At 75.0% G+C, this 20691-nt stretch carries 17 protein-coding genes; 11 read left to right on the top strand and 6 right to left on the bottom strand.

Annotation, left to right across the window (positions count from 1 at the left end):
- Positions 1–12: 12 nt before the first annotated feature.
- On the top strand, positions 13–2532 hold the full coding sequence (locus tag ACIBEA_RS08090; RefSeq protein ID WP_399258972.1) for a beta-glucosidase: 2520 nt from the start codon (positions 13–15) through the stop codon (positions 2530–2532).
- 58 nt (positions 2533–2590) lie between these two features.
- Positions 2591–3244 (top strand): DedA family protein, encoded by a 654-nt coding sequence (locus ACIBEA_RS08085; protein ID WP_399258971.1) that lies wholly within the window; start codon positions 2591–2593, stop codon positions 3242–3244.
- A gap of 56 nt (positions 3245–3300) precedes the next feature.
- Here the strand turns inward: ACIBEA_RS08085 and ACIBEA_RS08080 are convergent, their stop codons facing one another.
- Positions 3301–3846 (bottom strand): gamma carbonic anhydrase family protein, encoded by a 546-nt coding sequence (locus ACIBEA_RS08080; protein WP_399258970.1) that lies wholly within the window; start codon positions 3844–3846, stop codon positions 3301–3303.
- A gap of 131 nt (positions 3847–3977) precedes the next feature.
- On the opposite strand from ACIBEA_RS08080, the gene ACIBEA_RS08075 reads away from it, so the two are divergent.
- Together ACIBEA_RS08075 and ACIBEA_RS08070 are read left to right on the top strand one after the other, a co-directional pair.
- The gene (locus ACIBEA_RS08075; protein ID WP_399258969.1) at positions 3978–4778 is read left to right on the top strand and encodes an acyltransferase; all 801 of its coding nucleotides are present in this window, start codon (positions 3978–3980) and stop codon (positions 4776–4778) included.
- A gap of 313 nt (positions 4779–5091) precedes the next feature.
- The gene (locus ACIBEA_RS08070; protein ID WP_399258968.1) at positions 5092–9192 is read left to right on the top strand and encodes a Pls/PosA family non-ribosomal peptide synthetase; all 4101 of its coding nucleotides are present in this window, start codon (positions 5092–5094) and stop codon (positions 9190–9192) included.
- Positions 9193–9217: 25 nt separating this feature from the next.
- On the opposite strand, the gene ACIBEA_RS08065 is transcribed toward ACIBEA_RS08070, so the two are convergent.
- Positions 9218–10084 carry an EamA family transporter gene (locus ACIBEA_RS08065; protein WP_399258967.1) on the bottom strand — a complete coding sequence of 289 codons (867 nt, stop codon included), beginning with the start codon at positions 10082–10084 and terminating at the stop codon, positions 9218–9220.
- A gap of 95 nt (positions 10085–10179) precedes the next feature.
- Here ACIBEA_RS08065 and ACIBEA_RS08060 point away from each other — a divergent pair, with 95 nt between their 5' ends.
- A complete protein-coding gene (locus ACIBEA_RS08060; RefSeq protein ID WP_399259073.1) occupies positions 10180–10758 on the top strand; it encodes a helix-turn-helix domain-containing protein in 579 nt (192 codons plus the stop codon).
- A 41-nt stretch (positions 10759–10799) separates the two neighbouring features.
- Here ACIBEA_RS08060 and ACIBEA_RS08055 read toward each other — a convergent pair whose 3' ends face one another.
- Complete coding sequence (locus ACIBEA_RS08055) at positions 10800–11204, bottom strand: CoA-binding protein (protein WP_399258966.1); 405 nt, start codon at positions 11202–11204, stop codon at positions 10800–10802.
- A 109-nt stretch (positions 11205–11313) separates the two neighbouring features.
- On the opposite strand from ACIBEA_RS08055, the gene ACIBEA_RS08050 reads away from it, so the two are divergent.
- Positions 11314–11940, top strand: a complete 627-nt coding sequence (locus ACIBEA_RS08050; protein ID WP_399258965.1) for a YigZ family protein — start codon at positions 11314–11316, stop codon at positions 11938–11940.
- 86 nt (positions 11941–12026) lie between these two features.
- On the opposite strand, the gene ACIBEA_RS08045 is transcribed toward ACIBEA_RS08050, so the two are convergent.
- Both ACIBEA_RS08045 and ACIBEA_RS08040 read right to left on the bottom strand, forming a co-directional pair.
- The gene (locus ACIBEA_RS08045; protein ID WP_399258964.1) at positions 12027–12980 is read right to left on the bottom strand and encodes a M56 family metallopeptidase; all 954 of its coding nucleotides are present in this window, start codon (positions 12978–12980) and stop codon (positions 12027–12029) included.
- Entirely contained in the window at positions 12977–13348 is a 372-nt protein-coding gene (locus ACIBEA_RS08040; protein WP_399258963.1) for a BlaI/MecI/CopY family transcriptional regulator, read from the bottom strand. The genes ACIBEA_RS08045 and ACIBEA_RS08040 overlap by 4 nt, the downstream gene beginning before the upstream one ends.
- A gap of 106 nt (positions 13349–13454) precedes the next feature.
- On the opposite strand from ACIBEA_RS08040, the gene ACIBEA_RS08035 reads away from it, so the two are divergent.
- From ACIBEA_RS08035 to ACIBEA_RS08020, 4 genes are all read left to right on the top strand, one after another.
- Positions 13455–13865, top strand: a complete 411-nt coding sequence (locus ACIBEA_RS08035; RefSeq protein WP_399258962.1) for a MerR family transcriptional regulator — start codon at positions 13455–13457, stop codon at positions 13863–13865.
- A gap of 36 nt (positions 13866–13901) precedes the next feature.
- Positions 13902–14918 carry an NADPH:quinone oxidoreductase family protein gene (locus ACIBEA_RS08030; RefSeq protein WP_399258961.1) on the top strand — a complete coding sequence of 339 codons (1017 nt, stop codon included), beginning with the start codon at positions 13902–13904 and terminating at the stop codon, positions 14916–14918.
- 287 nt (positions 14919–15205) lie between these two features.
- Entirely contained in the window at positions 15206–16390 is a 1185-nt protein-coding gene (locus ACIBEA_RS08025) for an exonuclease SbcCD subunit D (RefSeq protein ID WP_399258960.1), read from the top strand.
- On the top strand, positions 16387–19398 hold the full coding sequence (locus ACIBEA_RS08020) for an AAA family ATPase (protein WP_399258959.1): 3012 nt from the start codon (positions 16387–16389) through the stop codon (positions 19396–19398). The genes ACIBEA_RS08025 and ACIBEA_RS08020 overlap by 4 nt, the downstream gene beginning before the upstream one ends.
- 62 nt (positions 19399–19460) lie before the next feature.
- On the opposite strand, the gene ACIBEA_RS08015 is transcribed toward ACIBEA_RS08020, so the two are convergent.
- The gene (locus ACIBEA_RS08015; protein ID WP_399258958.1) at positions 19461–19907 is read right to left on the bottom strand and encodes an Lrp/AsnC family transcriptional regulator; all 447 of its coding nucleotides are present in this window, start codon (positions 19905–19907) and stop codon (positions 19461–19463) included.
- Positions 19908–20001: 94 nt separating this feature from the next.
- On the opposite strand from ACIBEA_RS08015, the gene ACIBEA_RS08010 reads away from it, so the two are divergent.
- Positions 20002–20532, top strand: a complete 531-nt coding sequence (locus ACIBEA_RS08010) for a rhodanese-like domain-containing protein (protein WP_399258957.1) — start codon at positions 20002–20004, stop codon at positions 20530–20532.
- The last annotated feature ends 159 nt before the right edge of the window (positions 20533–20691 follow it).

The raw sequence follows: 20691 nt of genomic DNA, 5'->3' as shown, positions 1-20691 counted from the left end.
CAGGGAGCCCCCATGAGCGAGGCCGTGTCCCGCCGTACCGCCATCCGGCTGCTGGGCGCGGCGGGCGCCGCCCTCGGCGCGGGCGGCTGCGTCCCCCAGGTGCCCCCGCGCGCGGGGGCCCGTACGGCCGCCCGAGCGAGCGCGGCCGGCGCCACCGCCCGGCCCGGCGCCGGCGCCCGGGTGGACGCGCTGCTGGAGCGGCTCACCCTGGAGGAGAAGACCACACTGCTGCACGGCGCCGTGGACCCCGCCCCGCTCGGCCAGGCGGGCTACGTGCCCGGCGTACCGCGCCTGGGCATCCCGCCGCTGCGGCTCGCCGACGGACCGGCCGGAGTGCGGGTGGCCCGCCCGGCGACCGCGCTGCCCGCGCCCGTCATGCTGGCCAGCGCCTTCGACCCCGCCCTCGCCCGCGCCTACGGCCGCGTCATCGGCCGCGAGGGCCGCGCGCTCGGCCAGGACGTGCTGCTGTCGCCCATGGTCAACCTCATCCGCACCCCCTACGCCGGCCGCAACTTCGAGACCTACTCCGAAGACCCGCGGCTGACCGCCGACCTGGTCGCGGAGGTGGTCCGCGGCATCCAGGACGAAGGGCTGATCGCCACCGTCAAGCACTTCGCCCTCAACAATCAGGAGAAGGGCCGCGACACCGTCGACGCGGTCGCCACCGAACAGACCCTGCACGAGACGGAGCTGCGCGGCTTCGAGGCCGCCGTCGCGGCCGGCGCGGGCTCGGTGATGGGCGCGTACAACAAGGTCAACGGCACCTACGCCTGCGAGAACAAGCCGCTGCTCAACGAACTGCTGCGCGGGCGCTGGGGGTTCGACGGCTGGGTGATGTCCGACTGGCAGGCCACCCACAGCACCGTCGCGGCCGTCACCGCGGGCCTCGACATGGAGATGCCCACCGGTACCCACTTCGGCGACCCGCTGCGCGAGGCCGTGCGCGCCGGATCCGTGCCCGAGCACGCCGTGGACCTCGCGGTGCGCCGGGTGCTCAGCACCATGGACCGCTTCGGCCTGCTGGAGGCGTCCCCCGCGCCCCGCCCGGCCCGCGATCCCGCCGCCGGCGCCGCGCTCGCCCGGCGGGTCGCGGTCGCCGGCGCGGTCCTGCTGCGCAACGAGAAGGCGGCCCTGCCGCTCACCGGGGCCGCCGCCAGCTCCCTCGCCGTCATCGGGCCCACCGGCCAGGTGCCCTTCGTCAGCGGCGGCGGCAGCGCCCACGTCGTCCCCGACCGGGACCGGGCCGCCAGCCCGCTGGCCGCGATCCGCGCCCGCGCCGGCAAGGGGGCCGAGGTCCGCCACGCCCTCGGCGAGGACCTGTACGGGCGCCCGCTGCCCGCGGGCCTGTTGACCCCGGCGGCCGCCCTGGACGACCAGGTCGTGGACGCGGGCAAGGAGCACCACTACGAGGGCGCCTTCACGCTCCGCGAGGCCGACGAGTGGACCCTGCTCGTCCACTACACCGGCAAGCGGCCCGACGTGCGCCTCGACGGCGAGGAGGTCTTCCCCGTCCAGCAGGGCGTGGCCGAGTACTTCGCGGGCGGGCTGCTCGGCGCCGCCCCCGACGGGCTCACCGTGCGCCGCCGTACGCTCGCCCTCGCGCCCGGGACCCACAAGCTCACCGTCGGCGCCCACGGCGGCGACCCGGGCGCGCGCTTCCGACTGCGCCACACCACCCGGGCGAGCCGGGCCGCCGACGTGGCCGAGGCGGTACGGGTGGCCGCGGCGGCCCACAGCGTGGTCCTGTTCGCCTACGAGGACGCCACCGAGGGCAGCGACCGGACCGGCCTGGGACTGCCCGGAGGCCAGGCCCGGCTGATCGAGGCGGTCGCCGCGGTCAACCCGCGCACCACCGTGGTCCTCAACACGTCCTCGTCGACCGCCATGCCCTGGCTCGCGCGGACCGCGGCCGTGCTGCAGATGTACTACCCGGGCCAGGAGGGCGCGGGCGCCACCGCCGCCGTACTCTTCGGCGACGCCGACCCCGGCGGGCGGCTCACCCAGACCTTCCCCGCCGACGAGCGCGCCACCCCGGTCGGCGCGGACCCGGTGCGCTACCCGGGGGTCGGCGGGCGTCAGGAGTACAGCGAGGGGGTCCACGTGGGCCACCGCTGGTACGACGCGGAGCGGGTGGCCCCGCTCTTCCCCTTCGGCCACGGCCTCTCGTACACCACCTGGCAGTACGAGAAGCTCACCGTACGGCCCCGGGGCACCGGGCTGCGGGTGGAGTTCACCGTGCGCAACACCGGCCGCCGCGCGGGCACGGACGTGGCGCAGGTGTACCTCGGCCCCTCGCCGGACCTCACGCTCGATCAGCCCGTCCGCGCCCTGGCCGGCTACCGGCGGATCAGCCTCGCCCCCGGCCGCTCCCAGCGGATCGCCGTCGACCTCGACGCCCGCACGCTGTCCTCCTGGGACCCCGGTCCGCACGCCTGGGTGGTGGGCACCGGACGGCGTGAGGTGTGGGTGGGGCGCTCCTCGCGGGAACTGCCCCTGAGGGCGGCCGCGGTGGTGCGCGCGGCGGGCCGGTAGGCTGGCGGGTCGGTGCGCCACAGGGGGCGCGCCGACCACGCTGCGGGAGGACGTACCGGTGCACATCCAGGAATGGCTGGAGACCATCCCGGCGGTGAGTGTCTATCTGCTGGTCGGCCTCGTCATCGGGTTGGAGAGCGTGGGCATCCCGCTTCCCGGGGAGATCGTCCTGGTCAGCGCGGCCCTGCTCGCCTCGCAGAACGGCGGCATCGACCCGGTGGTGCTGGGCGCCTGCGCGAGCGCGGGCGCGATCATCGGGGACTCGATCGGCTACGCGATCGGCCGCAAGGGCGGCAAGCCGCTGCTGGCCCGGCTCGGGCGGCGCTTCCCCCGGCACTTCGGGGAGCACCACGTCGCGATGGCCGAGCGGTCCTTCGAGAAGTGGGGCATGTGGGCCGTCTTCTTCGGGCGGTTCGTGGCGCTGCTGCGGATCTTCGCGGGGCCGCTGGCGGGCGTGCTGCGGATGCCGTACTGGAAGTTCCTGATCGCCAACGTGCTCGGCGGGATCATCTGGGCGGGCGGCACGACGGCGGTCATCTACTACATCGGGATCGTCGCGGAGGCCTGGCTGAAGCGGTTCTCCTGGCTGGGGCTGGTGGCGGCCGTGCTGATCGGGCTCACCTCCATGCTGGTGCTGCGCAGCCGGGCCAAGAAGTCGGCGGCGCAGGCCGAGGCGACGGTGGCGGCCGAGACCACGGTGGCGGTGGACTGAACCCGGAGCCCCGGGCGGGCGCGGCCGCCGCGCCCGTCCGGGACGCCGCGGCTCCGCTACGCGAGGTCCCCGGCCGCCGCGCGGTGCTGCTTCGCCAGCTCGACGTACATCGTCGCGTTCAGGCTGATGCCCGCCCGCTCCTCGTCCGTCAGCGGGCGCCGGACCTTCGCCGGCACGCCCGCGACGAGGGAGCCCGGCGGGACGACCATGCCCTGCGGCACCAGGGCCTGGGCGGCGACCAGCGAACCCGCGCCGATCACCGCGCCGTTGAGGACGGTGGCGCCCATGCCGATCAGGCAGTCGTCCTCGACGGTGCAGCCGTGCACCACCGCGTTGTGGCCGATGGAGACGCGCGCGCCGATGGTCACCGGGAAGCCCGGGTCGACGTGGACCGTGCAGTTGTCCTGGACGTTGCTGTCCGCGCCGAGCACGATCGGACCGCAGTCGGCCCGCAGCACCGCGGAGTACCAGATGCTCGCCCCGGCGGCGAGGGTGACGTCGCCGACGACGACCGACGTCGGCGCGGTGAACGCCTCCGGGTGGATGGCCGGCTTCTTCCCGCCGACACCGGCGACGAATGCCTGGTCCGCCTGAAACGTCATGTTCTCTTCCTCTGCTTCCGGATGCCGCGCTCCTCGCACCGTAGGCCACGCCTCCGGCCGGCCGGCCGATGGGGTGAAGATCACAGGAGGGCCGTCCGGACGCCCGGGGCACGGCCCACTACCGTGGCCGGGTGCCGAAGAACAGAAACACGTTCTCATCCGTCTCGCCCGCGGAGGTCCTGGCGGCCGTGACCGCCCTGCGCCGCCGGGCCGCGAGCCGGATCGTCCACGCGGGCTGGCGTTGGGCGCAGCAGGCGGGTGCGGTCACCGCGCAGGCGCCCGGGCGGCTGCGCTTCGGCGCCATCGGCGAGGGCACCCGGCTGGCCTTCCCCCAGGGCACCGTCTTCGGCGAACGCTGGATCCACCTGGGCGAGCACTGCATCATCGCCGAGCAGGTCACCCTGACCGCCGGGATGATGCCGGACCTCGACCTCGGCCGTGACCCGGTGCTGGTCCTCGGCAACGGCGTGGTGCTCGGTCGGGGGAGCCACGTCATCGCGGACACCCGGATCACCATCGGATCGGACACCTTCTGCGGTCCCGGGGTCTACATCACCTCCACCAACCACAGTTACGACGACCCGCACGAGCCCGTCGGCAAGCAGTGGCCGCGCAGCGCGCCGGTGGAGATCGGCCCGGGCTGCTGGCTCGGCACCGGCGCGGTGGTCCTCCCCGGCGCCCGGCTCGGCCGCAACGTGGTGGTGGCCGCGGGGGCCGTCGTCCGCGGCGAGGTGCCCGACCACGCCGTCGTCGCCGGCGCGCCGGCCCGGATCGTGCGGCGCTGGGAGCCGGAGACGGGCTGGCAGCCGCCGCTGCGCACCCCGGCCCCGGTACCGATACCGGAAGGGGTGACTCCCGCGCAACTGCGCGCGCTGGAGGAAGCCGAACGTATCGCCGAGTCCCGCGGGATCGGATCGCCCGCGGCCCCCTGATCGGGCGCGATGCGGGCGGAACGGGTGAGTCCGATACCGAACGTCAGCCCAGCGATTGTCCAAATCCTCCCCACGGGTCGCCGATGCGGGAAGGTGCCGGGGACGCGCGGTGCGCGGCGCGATCCCGCCCACGACAAGGGATTTGACGTGCCGTTGGGGTTCCGGACGCCCTGTTCGATTCGCGGAACAGTGGCCTCCGGTCGGTGAACCGGACACCCGTGGCCGGTATCTGTGGATGCGTGCGGGCGGCGCCGGAGGCAGGCGTTCGGCCGTGCAGAATACGCACGTCACACAGCCGAATAGAGGCGCACCGATGCCATCCCACCCGTCCGGCCCCCTACCCCGACCGGCCTCCGCTGACGCGGCGCGGGGCGCGTGTCACTTCGGTGCGCCCCCCGCCCCCGCGCGCACGCTCCTCGACGTCCTCGACGCCACCGCGGCCGCCCACCCCGGGGCCCTCGCCCTGGACACCGGCGCCGAACGCCTCGACTACCGGCGGCTGACCGCCGAGGTCGCCGCCCGGGCCGAACGGCTGCGCCGTGCCGGCGCCGGGGCGGGGGACCGGATCGGGATCCGCGTGCCCTCCGGCAGCGCGGAGCTCTACCTGGCGGTCCTGGCCGTGCTGCGCTGCGGCGCCGCCTACGTCCCGGTGGACGCGGACGACCCCGACGAGCGGGCCGCGACCGTCTTCCGCGAGGCGGGGGTCTGCCTGGTCCTCGGCGCGGACGGCGAGATGGCGCCCGGCGCCGTACCGCCCGCCGGCGCCGCCGGCGGGGCCCGCCGGGCGGCCCGCCCGCAGGACGACGCGTGGATCATCTTCACCTCGGGCTCCACGGGCGCCCCCAAGGGCGTGGCCGTCAGTCACCGCAGCGCCGCCGCCTTCGTCGACGCCGAGGCCGGGCTGTTCCTGCGGGAGCGCCCGCTCGGCCCCGGTGACCGGGTGCTCGCCGGGCTCTCGGTGGCCTTCGACGCCTCCTGCGAGGAGATGTGGCTGGCCTGGCGCCACGGCGCCTGCCTGGTCCCGGCCCCGCGGGCGCTCGTGCGCGCCGGGCACGAGTTGGGCCCCTGGCTCGTCGACCGGGCCGTCACCGTGGTCTCGACCGTGCCCACGCTCGCCGCGCTCTGGCCCGCAGACTGCCTGGACCGGGTCCGGCTGCTCATCGTCGGCGGCGAAGCCTGCCCGGCCGAGCTCGTCGACCGCTTCGCGATCGGCGGGCGCGAGATGTGGAACACCTACGGACCCACCGAGACCACCGTCGTGGCCTGCGCCGCACGGCTGCGGCCCGGCGAACCCGTACGCATCGGACTGCCCCTGGACGGCTGGGACCTGGCCGTCGTCGACGAGGCGGGGGAGCCCGTCGCGCCCGGCGCCGAGGGCGAGCTGGTCATCGCCGGCGCCGGCGTCGCCCGGTACCTCGACCCGGTCAAGGACGCGGAGCGCTTCCGGCCCTGCGCGGCGCTGGGCGCCACCCGCGCCTACCGCACCGGCGACCTCGTGCTGGCGGACCCCGCCGGGCTGCTCTTCACCGGGCGGGCCGACGACCAGATCAAGCTCGGCGGCCGCCGGGTGGAACTCGGCGAGATCGACGCCGCCCTGAGCGCCCTGCCCGGCGTGCTCGGCGCCGCCGCGGCCGTGCACCTGACCCCGGCCGGCGGTCAGGTGCTCGCCGGGTACGTCGTCCCCGCGCCCGGCTACGACCGCGCCCGGGCCAGGGAGGCCCTGGCCCGGGCGCTGCCCGCGGCGCTGGTGCCCGTACTGGCCGAGATCGTCGAACTGCCCACCCGCACCTCCGGCAAGGTCGACCGCGAGGCCCTGCCGTGGCCGCTGCCGGAATCCGCGCATCGGGCGGCCGGGTCCGGCGGGTCCGGCGGGGCGGAGCCGTTGGACGGAGCAGCCGCCTCGGGCGCCTCGGGGGCGTCGGAGGCGGCGGGTCCGGAGCCGCTCGGGGTGGTCGTCGCGGAGCTCGCCGACCTGTGGGCGCACCTGCTCGGCAGCCGCCCCGGGCCGGGATCCGACTTCGTCGCCCTGGGCGGCACCAGCCTGACGGCCGCGCGGATGGCCTCGCGGCTGCGCGAGCGTTACCCCGGAGTGTCGGTCGCGGACCTCTACCGGAACCCGGTGCTGCGGGACATGGCCGCACTCCTGGAGGGCCTCGCCCCGGGCGGCGCGGCGAAGGGGGCGGCGTCGGGCCCGGCCGCGTCCGCCTCCCTGGGCGCGTCCTCGCCGTCGGCGTCGTCGGACTCCCCGCGGGGGTCGGTCGGGGCCGTGTCCCCGACGCCGCCGCTGCGGCGGCGTACCGGCGCGGCCCAGATCCTCGTCCAGTGCGCCCTGTTCGGCGTGACCGGGCTGCGCGGGCTGGTCGCCCTGGCGGTCATCGACAACCTCCTCGCCGTGCTGGCCCCCAAGGCCTGGGCCCCGTACACCTCGTGGTGGTTGGTGCTGGCCGGCTGGGTGGTGCTGTTCAGCGCCCCGTCCCGGTTCGCCCTGGGCACGGCCGCCGCGCGGCTGCTGACCCGGGGGATCGTCCCCGGCGCCTACCCGCGCGGGGGCAGGGTCCACCTGCGGCTGTGGGCCGCGGAACGCGCCGTGGCCGCCTTCGGCGTCCCCGCGCTGCTCGGTACCCCGTGGGCCGCCCGGTACGCGCGTGCGCTCGGCTGCGCCACCGGAAAGGGGGTCGCGCTGCACGCGATGCCGCCGGTGACGGGGCTCGCCGAGCTGGGCGACGGCTGCGCCGTCGAGCCCGAGGCCGACCTGTCCGGGTGGTGGGTGGACGGCGGGACCCTGCGGGTGGGGGCGGTACGGGTGGGCGCCGGAGCCCGGGTGGGGCACCGGTCGATGCTCATGCCGGGCGCGGTGGTCGGACCCGGCGCCGAACTGACCGGCGGCGGCTGCCTGTCGGGCGAGATCCCCGCCGGCGCCAGCTGGGAGGGCTCACCGGCCCGCCCGACCCCCCGACCACAGCCGGACGCGGCGCAGCGGCCCGCGGGCCGCGCATCCGGCGGGCGGTCCAGCCCCGGCCGGTGGAAGGCCTGCTACGCCGTGACCCTCGGCGTGCTCCCGCTGCTCCCGCTCCTCGCGGGCGCGCCGGCACTCGTCGGGACGTACTACCTGGTCAAGGACTGCGTGACCCTCGGCGCCGTCGCGCTGTGGCTCCTGCTCACCGTTCCCGTCGCGACCTGCGTCACCACCCTGTGCTGGATCCTCACCGTGGCCGCCGTCGTCCGCCTCCTCGGCCGCGGCATCACCCCCGGCACCCACCCCGCCGACGGCGGCGTCGCCTGGCGGGTCTGGCTGGTGCACCGGCTCCTCGGCGGCTCGCGGGCCTCCCTCTTCCCGCTGTACGCGAGCCTCGCCACGCCCCTGTGGCTCCGGCTGCTCGGCGCCGGGGTCGGCCGACGGACCGAGATCTCCACCGTGCTGACCCTGCCCTCGCTGCTCACCGTCGAGGACGGCGCCTTCCTCGCCGACGACGTGCTCGCCGCGCCGTACGAGCTGCGCGACGGCCGGATGCGGCTGGGCGCGGTCCGCGTCGGGCGGCGCGCCTTCGTCGGGAACTCCGGCATCGTCGGCCCCGGGCGCACCGTGCCCGACCACGCGCTGATCGGGGTCCTCTCCGACGCCCCGGCGCACAGCGGGCCCGGGACCTCCTGGCTGGGCCGGCCGACGATGTCGCTGCCGCGGGTGGCGGCCACGCCGGACGCGGGGCGCACCTTCGAGCCGGCACCGCACCTGGTGCTGGCCCGCGGGCTGGTCGAGCTGTGCCGGCTGATCCCGCTGATGTGCGGACTGGCGCTGGCCGAGGGGGTGCTGCTCGCCCAGCAGGACGCCCTCGACTCGGGCGGCCTCTGGCTCGCCGCCGTGGTCGGCGCACCCCTGCTGCTGGCCGCGGGGGTGGCCGCTGCCCTGACGGCGACCGCCGCGAAGTGGATGCTCGTGGGCCGCTTCCGGGCGACGGAGCACCCGCTGTGGAGTTCCTTCGTCTGGCGCAACGAGCTCTACGACACCTTCGTGGAATCCCTCGCCGTGCCGTGGTTGGCCGGCCCCTTCACGGGGACGCCCGTCCTCAACTGGTGGCTGCGCAGCCTGGGGGCCCGGATCGGCCGCGGCGTGTGGTGCGACACGCACTGGCTTCCGGAGACGGATCTGATCGCGCTCGGGGCGGGGGCGACCGTCAACCGCGGCTGTGTGCTCCAGACGCACCTGTTCCACGACCGGATCATGCGGATGGACACGGTCGATCTCGCCGAGGGCGCCTCGCTCGGCCCGCACAGCATCGTGCTGCCGGGCAGCGCGGTCGGCGCCCACGCTTCGGTCGGTGCCTCCTCCCTGGTGATGCGCGGTGAGACGGTCCCACCGGCGACCCGCTGGGCGGGCAACCCGATCGCCGGGGCCGCCGCCCCCGCCATCGAATGACCCCCACCGGCCGTCCCCGGGCCGGCTACCCCGCTGCCAGCAGGACGGTGCCGGCCAGGGCGAGGCCGGCCCCGGCCGCCTGGACCGTGCGCAGCCGTTCCTTCAGGAGGGCGAAGGCGGCGAACGCGGTGACGACGGGGTACAGCGAGGACAGTACGGCGGCCACCGTCACCGGACCGTTCTGCGCGGCGACGGAATAGGTGCCGTTGGCCGCGACGTCCGCCAGCCCGACGAAGGCCAGCGCGGGCAGCAGGGTCCACAGCAGCGCGGGGCCGCCGCCCGCCGGGAGCACCCGGTTCCCGCGCCGGGCCGAGGCCCAGAGCGCGGCCCCGCCCGCCGCCACGTTCGTCACGCGCTGCACGAAGAGGGCCAGGAACAGGCTGGTGAGTCCACTGGACGCCTCCGAGATGAGCGCCATGACCGCGCCGAAGCCGAAGGCCGCGCCCAGGGTGAGCAGCACCGCCTGCCGCTGTACGGGCGCCCCGCGCAGCTCGGGCCCGCCCGCCAGCAGGATCCCGACCAGGGCCACCGCGATGCCCGCGACCTGGCCGAAGCCGGGCCGCTCGCCGAGCGTCAGCCCGACCCCGACCGGGACGACGACGCCCAGCGAACCGAGCGGCGAGACCACGCCCATCGGGCCCAGCGCGAGCGCCTTGTAGAAGCTCAACATGGCGAGGGGACCCACCAGACCCGCGGCGACCGCGAACCACAGCTGCGATCCGGCCTCCCGCCAGGCGCCGGTGCCGAGCACGATCGAGCCGAGCACGACGACGGCGACGGCCTGCGAGGCGACGACCACGGTGAGCGCGGGAAGCCTGCGCGTCAGCAATCCGCCCCCGAAATCGGCGAGACCCCACAGAATGGCTGTGGCCAGGGCGAACAGGGCGGTCATGACAGGACCTCGCAGTACAGTGCATTGAACCAGTGAGTGCAATGCACGATAGTTCAGCCCATTGAACTCTGTCATCCAAAATATTGGACGGTATGGTGTCGGATCTCGAACAGCTCACCCAGGCGCTCGCCCGGAACCTCAAGAAGTGCCGAGGTGAGCGCGGTTTCACACTGGACGCGCTGGCGGCCCGCGCGGGAGTGAGCCGGGGGATGATCATCCAGATCGAGCAGGCCCGTACGAACCCCAGCGTCGGCACCACGGTCAAACTGGCCGACGCCCTCGGCGTCAGCATCACCACCCTGCTCGACCACGAACCCGGCCCCCAGGTGCACGTGGTGCTCCCGGGACAGGGCGTGCGCATGTGGTCGACGGACGGCGGCAGCGCCAGCGAGATGCTGCTCGGCGACGACCGGCGCGGACCGCTGGAGATGTGGACCTACCGGCTGGAGCCGGGCGAGGGCAGCGACTCCGACCCCCATCCGGCCGGCACCGTCGAGATGATGCACGTCACCGCGGGGGAGCTCACGCTCCTGGTCGACGGGGAGCGGTACGCCGTACCGGCGGGCGGGGCCGTCTCCTTCGAGGCGAACGCACCCCACGCCTACCGCAACGACGGCCCCGTGCGGATGGAGATGACGCTGGCGGTGTCCATCCCGCCCGTGGGCCGCCCGTAGCCCAGGTCAGGGGAGCCCGGGTCGGCCCGCGTCGGCCCGCTTCACAGGGCCGGGATCTCGATGGCCGGGCAGCGGTCCATGACCATGTCCAGCCCGGCGGAGGTGGTCCGCTCGAAGGCGTCCTCGTCGACCACGCCGAGCTGGAACCAGACGGCGCGGGCGCCGGCCGCCGCGGCCTCGTCGGCGACCGGACCGGCCAGCGCGCTGTTCACGAAGACGTCCACCACGTCCACCGGGAAGGGGATCGCGGCCAGCGAGGCGTAACCCTGCTCGCCGTGGACCGTCTCCGCCTTCGGGTGCACCGGCACCACACGCTTGCCGAAGCGCTGGAGCACCCGCGCCACGCCGTAGGCGGCGCGGTCGCTGTTGTTGGACAGTCCCACCACGGCCCAGGTGTCGCCGTGCTGGGTGAGGATCCTGCGGATGGTTGCCGGGTCGCCGTACACGCGTGCCGCCTCCTGCTCTCGCGGGCCGGCCGGGTGCCGCCCGCACCCGGCTTCAACAGGGAGGACACCTGTCCGATTCCCCCGTCCGATTCCCTTTAGGGTGGAGCGGGTGAAGGCAGACCAGTACGTCACGGTGGCCCGCGAGGGCGTCCACGAGTCCGAGATCAACCGCTCGCGCTTCCTCTGCGCGCTCGCGCCCGCCGCGACCGAGCGCGAGGCGCAGGACTTCGTCGCCCGCATCCGCAAGGAGCACCCCACCGCCTCGCACAACTGCTACGCCTACGTCGTCGGGGCGGACGCCTCCGTCCAGAAGGCCAGTGACGACGGCGAACCGGGCGGCACGGCCGGAGTGCCGATGCTCCAGATGTTGATGCGGCGCGACATCCGCTACGCCGTCGCCGTGGTCACCCGCTACTACGGCGGTGTGAAACTCGGCGCGGGCGGGCTGATCCGGGCCTACGGCGGCGTGGTCGGCGAGGCCCTCGACACCCTGGGCACGGTCACCCGCCACCGCTACCGGCTGGCCACCGTCACCGTCGACCACCAGCGCGCCGGCAAGACCCAGAACGACCTCCGCTCGACCGGCCGGACCGTGGTCGACCTGCGCTACGGCGCCGCCGTGGAGATCGAGATCGCCCTGCCCGAGGCCGACCTGCCCGCCTTCGAGGCGTGGCTCGCCGACATCACGGCGGGCAGCGCCACCCTCACCCTGGGCGGGGAGACCTACGCCCCCTGAGGGGCGAGACCTACGCCTTCGAGGTGAGACCTACGCCCTGAGCGACGAGGTCGGGTCAGCGACGGCGCCGGGTCCGCCGCCCCGGGTCACCGTCCCGCCGACTCGCCCTGCGCCGCCTCGATGCCCGCGTGCAGGTCCACCGCGGCGTCCAGGGCCGCGGCGCCGGACAGGGCCAGGCAGGTCACCAGGGCCGCGGCGGTGAGGTGCCGTGCGGTACGGGAGCGCGCCGCGGCCGCGGCCCCCACCGGTCGGCCCAACAGGGCCGCCACCCGGCGCGGCAGCGGACCGGCCGTCGCGGCCAGCGCGAAGGCCGGCCGCGCCGGGCCGGACGCCTGGGCCGCACGGGTGGCGAGCGCGGCCCGGCCGATGGCCCGGGCGGTCAGCCCGCGGTCACCCGTGGCGAGTGCGGCGGCCTCGTCGGCGCTGCGCTCCAGGGCGTAGGCCAGCGGTTCGCGCAGGGCCCGCAGGGCCGGATGGCACAGGGCCGCCAGATCGGTCACGGCGGCGAAGAGGTGGTGACGCTCGCGCAGGTGGGCGCGCTCGTGGGCGAACAGCGCCTCGCGCTCGGCGGCCGTCAGCGCGCCCAGCATGCCGGTGGTCACCACGATCCGACCGGGTCGCCCCGGGAGCGCGTAGGCGTCCGGCCCCGGTTCGTCCAGGACGACCAGCTCTCCGCCGGCGTGCGCCGCGAGCCGGCCGGCGCGGCGCAGCTGGGTCCAGCGCCGGTTCGCCGCCCGCACCAGCAGCGCGACGGACCAGCCCAGCAGGGCCGCGGCCACGACGGCCACCGCCACCACGGCATCGGGCGAACCGGTCCGCAGCGGAGTGAGCAGCTTGCCCAGCGCGGCGACGGTGCGCAGGTGCGTGGCGCCCGGGACCACGAGCAGGGCGAGGGAGACCGTGCTGGCGAGGGCCAGCCCCGCCGCCGCGCAGGCCAACAGCCACACGGCGTGCCGCGGGGGCAGGGAGGCCGCCAGCCGTCGGCCCACTGGCCCGGCGAGGAAGGGGACCAGCAGCGGCAGCCAGACCGCGTAGATCACGCACCGCCCCCGTCGAGCAGGGCCCGCAGCAGCTGCTCGTCGTCGTCGCTCAACTGCGAGACGAAGCGGGTCAGCACCGCGCCCCGGTCCTCCGTCTTTTGCAGCTCCGAGTGCATGCGACGGGCCGTGAGCCCGGAGGCGTCCTCCGTCGGCAGGTAGGCGAACCCGCGACCGGAGCGGGTGCGGGACACCGCGCCCTTCTCGTGCAACCGGGTCAGGATCGTCGTCACCGTCGTCCGCGCGTGCGACGTGCCCAGTGCCTCCTGGACCTGGCCGGGCGTCAGCGGGGTGCCGGCCGCCCACAGGGCCGCCAGCACCGACGCCTCCAGCTCGCCGGCCGGCAGTCGGTCCGGGTTGGCCTCACCCATGGGGTGCTCCTCACGCTTCCTCCGTCTACGGTGATGTAGACCGTCTACGGCAGTGTAATGCGGCGCCGCCGGAAGACCACGGGCCGGTCGGGCGTTGGGGTCGTGCATGAGGATCGGTGAGGCATCCGAGGCCAGTGGCGTGAGCGTGCGGTCGTTGCGCTTCTACGAGGACGAGGGCCTGATCGTCCCGGGCCGGCAGGACAACGGGTACCGCGACTACTGCGCCGGCACCGTCGAGCGGGTCCGGGTCATCCGGTCGCTGCTGGAATCCGGGCTCCCGGTGCGGTTGATCAAGGAGGTCCTGCCCTTCCTCGCCGAGCATCCGACGGGCGGGGCGGCCGCCCTGTGCGGGGAGTTCCTCGACGAGGTGCGGGACTACCACGGTCGGCTCACCGAACGGATCGCCGCGCTCACCGCCCAACGGTCGGCGCTGGAGTCCTTCCTGGGTGCCGCGCGGCCTCCGGCGCCGCGGCCGCTCGACCCCGACCCCCGCCCCGGCTTCGACCTCCGCCCTTGACCTTGACGTGTGCGTGAGGCTCCTACGGTCCTCGGCATGGAGATCCTTCAGCAGCAGGACAGCGACGGACCCACGATGCGGGCGCTGGTCCAGCCGTCCCAGGCCGGGCCGCGGGACCTGGTCCTCGTCGGCGACCGCCCCCGCCCCGAGCCGGGGCCGGGCGAGTACCTGATCCGCGTCGGGGCGGCCGGAATCAACTACGCCGACGTCATGCAGGCGTACGGCACCTACGGCGGCGGTCCGCGGCCGCCCTACGTCGCGGGCTTCGAAGCCGCCGGCGCGATCGAGGCCGTCGGCCCGGACACCGAGGACCCCCTCCCGGTGGGCACCCGGATCGTCGGGGCCGGTGCGGGCGCGTTCGCCCCGTACATGGTCATGCCGGCCGCCGGCGTGCTGCCGGTGCCGGCGGGCTGGAGCGACGCCGAAGCCCTCGGCATGGTGCTGAACTGGGCGACCGCGCTGGCGGCGCTGAAACCGCTGGGCCGGCTCGGGCGCGGCGAGGTGGTCCTCGTCCACGCGGCGGCAGGAGGCGTGGGGCAGGCGGCCGTCCGTCTCGCCCGGCACTACGGGGCACGCGTCATCGCCACCGCCTCGCCGGCCAAGCACGACACGGTCAGGGCGCTCGGAGCCGAGGACGTCCTCGACGGCTCCCGGCCCGACCTCGCCGAGGCGATCACCCGGCTGACGGGAGGCGTCGACCTCGTCCTGGAGTCCGTGGGGCGGGCCACCTTCGACACCAGCCTCCGCGTCACCCGACCCTTCACCGGGCGGATCGTCGTCCTCGGCGCGTCCTCCGGGGACGCCGGCCTGAGCACCCACGACCTCGTCTTCACCCACCACGTACAGCTCAAGGGCCTGCACATCGGCGCCCTAGCCTCGAAGGCCCCGGCCCTCTACCGGTCGCTGATCGCCGAGCTGGAGGAGCTCATCGAGCAGGGCGTCTACCCGCCGGGCACCCCCCGGGTCCACCCGCTGGACGAAGGCCCCGCCGTCCTGCGGGAACTCGAATCCCGCCGGACGACCGGCAAGCACGCCCTCGACCCGTGGCGCTGAGGCCAGGGGTCCGAGGCCGGGGGTCCGAGGCCGTAGGGGGCGCGGTCGTGGTCGTGACCCCGTGGCCGTCGCGTCGTGGCCGTCGCGCCGTGGCCGTCGCACCGAGGTCCGGCGGGGGCCTCGGCGCGACTGGTCGTCCACCCCCGGGCGCCGGTGGCAAACTGAGAACCGAGACGGACCGGGCGCCGATTCGCGTTAGCGTGGTGGTGCCTGCCGCGGCGCCCGTAGGGGGTCCGTGCTGGTCCCGGAGCTGGAGGAACGGTAAAAGTGCAGGTCGGAGTGGCATTGTGAGGATCCTCCACACCTCCGACTGGCATCTCGGCCGGGCCTTCCACCGGGTCAACCTGCTCGGGGCGCAGGCGACCTTCGTCGATCACCTCGTCGAGACCGCGCGGGAGCGCGAGGTGGACGCCGTGCTCGTCGCGGGCGACATCTATGACCGCGCCGTGCCGCCGCTGCCCGCCGTCGAGCTGTTCGACCAGGTCCTGCACCGGCTCGCCGAGCTCGGCGTGCCCACCGTGATGATCTCCGGGAACCACGACTCCGCCCGCCGGCTCGGCGTGGGGGCCGCACTGATCGGCCGCGCCGGGATCCACCTGCGAACCGACCCCGAGGGCTGCGCCGACCCCGTCGTGCTCACCGACGTACACGGCGACGTGGCGTTCTACGGCCTGCCGTACCTCGAACCGGCCCTGGTCAAGGACGCGTTCGACGCACCGAAGGTCAGCCACGAAGCGGTGCTCGGCGCCGCCATGGACCGGATCCGCGACGACCTCGCCACCCGCGGCCCCGGCGTCCGCTCGGTCGTCCTCGCGCATGCCTTCGTCACCGGCGGCCAGGCCAGCGACAGCGAGCGCGACATCGCGGTCGGCGGGGTCGACTCGGTGCCCGTCGCCGTCTTCGACGGAGTCGACTACGCCGCCCTCGGCCACCTGCACGGCTGTCAGACGATCAACGAACGGGTCCGTTACTCCGGTTCCCCGCTCGCCTACTCCTTTTCCGAGGTCCACCACCGCAAGACGATGTGGCTGATCGAACTCGGTGCCCCGGGCACGAGCCCGGTGGCCGAGCGGATCGACACCCCCGTGCCGCGCCCGCTCGCCCGCATCCGGGGCCCCATCGAGGAACTGCTGGAGGACCCCGCGCTCGCCGGACACGAGCAGGCGTGGGTGGAGGCGACCCTCACCGACCCGATCCGGCCCGAGGACCCGATGGCCCGCCTCGTCGCCCGTTTCCCCCACACCCTCAGCCTCGCCTTCGACCCCCAGGGCCGCGAGGAGGACGACGGCGCCTCCTACGCACAGCGCCTCAAGGGCCGCAGCGACCAGGAGATCGCCGAGGACTTCGTCACCCACGTCCGCGGCGGGGGCGCCGCCGACGAGGGCGAACGGGCCGTGCTGAGGGCCGCCTTCGACGACGTCCGCGTCGAAACCGCACTGCTCGAAACCGGACGTCATGGGCGGGACCGATGAGGCTGCACCGACTCAAGGTCACCGCCTTCGGGCCCTTCGCCGAAGCGCAGGAGATCGACTTCGACACGCTCTCCGGCGCCGGGATCTTCCTCCTGCACGGTCCCACCGGCGCGGGCAAGACTTCGGTGCTCGACGCGGTCTGCTACGCCCTGTACGGCTCCGTGCCCGGCCCCCGCCAGGCGCCCGGCACCAGCTTGCGCAGCGACCACGCCACCCCCGAGGAGGCCACCGAGGTCACCCTCGAACTCACCGCGGGCGGCCGCCGCCTGGAGATCACCCGGCGCCCCGAACAGCCCCGCCCCAAGAAGCGCGGCACCGGCACCACCAAGGACAAGGCCCAGAGCTGGCTCCGCGAACACCTCGGCGACACCGGCTGGCAGGGACTCAGCCGCTCCCACCAGGAGATCGGCGAGGAGATCGAGCAGCTCCTCGGCATGAGCCGCGAACAGTTCTGCCAGGTCGTGCTGCTGCCCCAGGGCGAGTTCGCACGCTTCCTGCGCGCCGACGCCGAGGCCCGCGGCCGTTTGCTGGGACGGCTCTTCGACACCCGCCGCTTCGCCGCCGTCGAAGCCCTGCTCGCCGAACAGCGCCGGGCCGCCGAGGCCAAGGTGCGCGCGGGCGACGAAAAGGTGCTCGGCACGGCCCAGCGGCTGGCCCAGGCCGCCGGGGACAGCGCGGACCTGCGCGCCTGGCCGCTGCCCGGACACCAGCCCGGCGACCCCGGGCTCGCCGAGGCCGTACGGGCCTGGGCGGCCGTGGCGCGCAGCTCGGCCCGGGAACGGCTGACCGTGCGCGAACACGCCCTCAGCGCCGCCGAAGCCCGGCACGCGACAGCCCGCCGGGCCGCCGAAGGGGCCCGGGAACTCGACCGGCTCCAGCGGCGGCACGCCGAAGCCGTCCACCGCGCCGAGGTCCTCGCCGACGCCGCACCCGAGCGGGAACGGCTCCGCGAACGCCTCGACCGGGCCCGCCGGGGCGCCCTGGTGGCCCCCGCACTCGACCTCCGCGAAGCCGCGGCCGGCGCGCACCGGGCCGCTGTGCACGCCGTCGACGACGCGCGGCGGCGCCTGCACTCCGACCTCGTCGAGGCGAGCGCCGAACAACTCGCCGCCCTCGAACAGCGGCTGCGCGGCGAACTCGGCGCGCTCGGCGCCGCCCAGCGCGCCGAACAGCGCAGCGCCGACATCTCCCGCGAACGCGCAGCCCTGGAACGAGAGTCCCGCGCCGCCGAGGAACAGCAACAGGAATCCGCCGACTGGCTGGCCCGCTGGGAGCCCCTGCGGGCCGCGCTGCGCGAACGCGTGGACACCGCCCAACAAGCCGCGACCCAGGCCGAACACCTGGCCGGCCGGCTGGAGCCCGCGCGACTGCACCTGGCCGCGGCCCGCCGCCGGGACGCGCTCGCCGCCGAAGCGGAGGCCACCGCCGGCGAGCTGCTCTTCGTACGCGAGGAGTCCGCAGGCGCCCGGGAGCGCTGGCTGGAGCTCAAGGAGACCCGGCTGCGCGGGATCGCCGCCGAACTCGCCGAGGCGCTCGTCACGGGGGAACCGTGCACCGTGTGCGGTTCTGCCGACCACCCCGCACCCGCCCGCCCCGCCCCCGGCCACGTGGACCGCGCCGCCGAGGACACCGCCCACGCCCGCTTCGAGCAGGCCGAGGAGCGCCGCGCGACGACCGAGCGCAGGCTCGCCGCCGTACGGGAAGCCCGTACCGAGGCGGCGGCCGCCGCCGGGGACGCCACCACGGCCGAACTCCTCGACCGCACCAGGGAACTGACCGATCGGCACGCCGCGGCCCACTCCGCGGCGGCAGGACTGCACGGAGCCCGCGAACGACTGGCCCACGCCGAACGCGAACACGCCTCCCGCAGCGCCGACCGGCTCGAAGCCGAACGCCGCATCGCCGCCCGCTCCTCGCGCCGCGAAGTCCTGGACGAGGAACAACGAGCGCTGGAGGAGGAACTGGCCCGGGTGCGAGCCGGCTCGGCCAGCGTCGGCGACCGGGCCAGGCTGCTGGAGACCCGGGTCCGCCTGGTGGCGGACGCCGCAGGCGCGCTGCACCGCGCCGAGGCCGCTGCCGAACGCCTCAAGGAAGCCGACGGACGCCTCGCCGACGCCGCCTTCCGAGCGGGCTTCGAGACCACGGAGGCCGCAGCCGACGCGGTCCTCGCCGAATACGAACGCAGCGCCCTACAGCGGCGTGCGGACGCCTGGCAGGCCGAAGAAGCACTGCTGGCCGACCGGTTCGCCGAGGCCGACGCGGCCCGCGCGGCCGAAGAACCGCCCGCGGACCCGCGCGCCGCCGAGGAGCGCGCCGATCTGGCCGCGGCCCGGCTGCGCACCGCCGGCTCGGCCGCCGACGCGGCACGGCTGCGCTGCACCGAACTGGACCGGCTGTCCCGGCAGATCGAGAGCGAGCTGCGCGCGCTCGGCCCGCTCCGCGACAGCTACGACCGGGTGGCCGCACTGGCCGCTCTCACCGCCGGCACCTCCGCCGACAACGAGCGCAAGATGCGCCTGGAGGCCTACGTGCTGGCCGCACGGCTGGAACAGGTCGCCGCGGCCGCGACGGTACGGCTGCTGCGCATGTCCGGCGGCCGGTACACGCTCGTCCACTCGGACGCCAGGGCGACCGGGCGGGGCCGGTCAGGCCTGGGCCTGCACGTCGTGGACGCCTGGACCGGCAGCGAGCGGGACACCGCCACCCTCTCGGGCGGCGAGACCTTCTTCGCCTCGCTGGCCTTGGCGCTCGGACTCGCCGACGTGGTGACCGACGAGGCGGGCGGGATGCGCCTGGACACCCTCTTCATCGACGAGGGGTTCGGGAGCCTGGACGAACAGGCCCTGGACGAGGTGCTCGACGTACTCGACTCGCTGCGGGAGCGGGACCGCAGTGTCGGGATCGTCAGTCACGTCGCGGACCTGCGTACGCGGGTCCAGACCCAGTTGGAGATTGTCAAGCAGCGGGGTGGTTCCGTGGTGCGCCACCACACCGGCGACGCCTCGTAATCGAGGATGTCAGGGAGGGCGTCACCGTATCGTCACTGCCTGTAGTCGTTCCTCGCGCTCCGTCACGGGCTGAGGGGGCGGCGGGACAGGGGCGAGGAGTAGATGACGCTCGTCGTCACCGATCCGAGTCCGGCGATCTTGCCCGTGATCTCTTCCAGGTGTGCCATCGAGCGGGTCACGACCTTGAGGACGAAGCAGTCGTCCCCCGTCACGTGGTGGGCCTCCAGGATCTCCGGGGTGCTCTCCAGCAAGGCGTGGAACGGCTTGTAGTTCCCGTGCGGGTAGCGCAGCCGGACCAGCGCCATGATGGACTTCCCGAGCTTCTCCGGCGCGACCACCGCGGTGTACCCGGTGATCACGCCCGCCTCCTCCAGCCGGCGCACCCGTTCGGTGACGGCGCTCGGGGACATCGAGACCGCGCGCGCCAGCTCGGCGAAGCTGGCGCGGCCGTCCTGCTGGAGGGCTTCCAGGATGCGCCAGTCGGTGGCGTCGGGGGAATAGTCGGTCATGTGCCAGGTCTAGCAGGGGAAATCACGGTTGGACAAGGTGATGGCAGTGGAATTCCACTTCCGAAAGTGATCAGTCGATCGTAGATTTTGAGCCATGACGACGACGCAGCAGCCCACCGCCACCGTGCCCGCCACCACGGTGCCCGCCACCAACTCCGTCCTGCGGGTGCCCCCGGCCGCCCCGGCCGTGGCCGCCGCCTACTTCGCCGCCAGCCTCGCCTTCCACGCCGACGTCTCCGACGTAGCCGGCGCCCTCAAGGCCCACCGCGAGCAGGGCGTCGAGCTCGGCTTCCAGATCATCGACTCGCGTTCCACCCCCTCCTGGGACCAGGCGCACGTCCCCGGGGCGATCCACCTGCCCACGGCCCTCATCCCCGAGCAGGCCGAGCGGCTCCTCGACAAGAACGTGCCCGTGGTCACCTACTGCTGGGGGCCGGGCTGCAACGGCGCCACCCGCTCCGCCCTCGCCCTCGCCCAGCTCGGCTTCCAGGTCAAGGAGATGCTCGGCGGCATCGAGTACTGGATCCGCGAGGGCTTCGAGGTCGAGACCTGGCAGGGCAGCGAGCAGCGCGCCGAGGCCGACCCGCTGACCGCCCCCACCGACTCCGACGACTGCGGCTGCTGACACCCACCCCGCGGGCCGCGCACGACGACGGGCCGTTGGGCCCCCCCCCGGGGGGGCCCGCCCCGCGGGCCCCCGCCCCCCGGGGGGGGGGCGCCCGCGCTCGACGTGGGGGACAACTGGGGTCAGACGTTGGTCAACACGAGCACCACGGGGGGCACG

The sequence above is a fragment of the Streptomyces sp. NPDC051555 genome, assembly GCF_044454405.1.
Classification (GTDB): Bacteria; Actinomycetota; Actinomycetes; order Streptomycetales; family Streptomycetaceae; genus Streptomyces.
This window is presented reverse-complemented; position numbering and strand designations above follow the sequence as displayed.

What these genes read in the sequence shown, in the direction of transcription:
- ACIBEA_RS08080 (WP_399258970.1), bottom strand. Translation starts at nt 3,846, where the DNA reads ATGACGTTTCAGGCGGACCAGGCATTCGTCGCCGGTGTCGGCGGGAAG.
- ACIBEA_RS08010 (WP_399258957.1), top strand. Translation starts at nt 20,002, where the DNA reads ATGACGACGACGCAGCAGCCCACCGCCACCGTGCCCGCCACCACGGTG.
- ACIBEA_RS08065 (WP_399258967.1), bottom strand. Translation starts at nt 10,084, where the DNA reads ATGACCGCCCTGTTCGCCCTGGCCACAGCCATTCTGTGGGGTCTCGCC.
- ACIBEA_RS08015 (WP_399258958.1), bottom strand. Translation starts at nt 19,907, where the DNA reads ATGACCGACTATTCCCCCGACGCCACCGACTGGCGCATCCTGGAAGCC.
- ACIBEA_RS08035 (WP_399258962.1), top strand. Translation starts at nt 13,455, where the DNA reads ATGAGGATCGGTGAGGCATCCGAGGCCAGTGGCGTGAGCGTGCGGTCG.
- ACIBEA_RS08020 (WP_399258959.1), top strand. Translation starts at nt 16,387, where the DNA reads ATGAGGCTGCACCGACTCAAGGTCACCGCCTTCGGGCCCTTCGCCGAA.
- ACIBEA_RS08030 (WP_399258961.1), top strand. Translation starts at nt 13,902, where the DNA reads ATGGAGATCCTTCAGCAGCAGGACAGCGACGGACCCACGATGCGGGCG.
- ACIBEA_RS08070 (WP_399258968.1), top strand. Translation starts at nt 5,092, where the DNA reads ATGCCATCCCACCCGTCCGGCCCCCTACCCCGACCGGCCTCCGCTGAC.
- ACIBEA_RS08090 (WP_399258972.1), top strand. Translation starts at nt 13, where the DNA reads ATGAGCGAGGCCGTGTCCCGCCGTACCGCCATCCGGCTGCTGGGCGCG.
- ACIBEA_RS08040 (WP_399258963.1), bottom strand. Translation starts at nt 13,348, where the DNA reads ATGGGTGAGGCCAACCCGGACCGACTGCCGGCCGGCGAGCTGGAGGCG.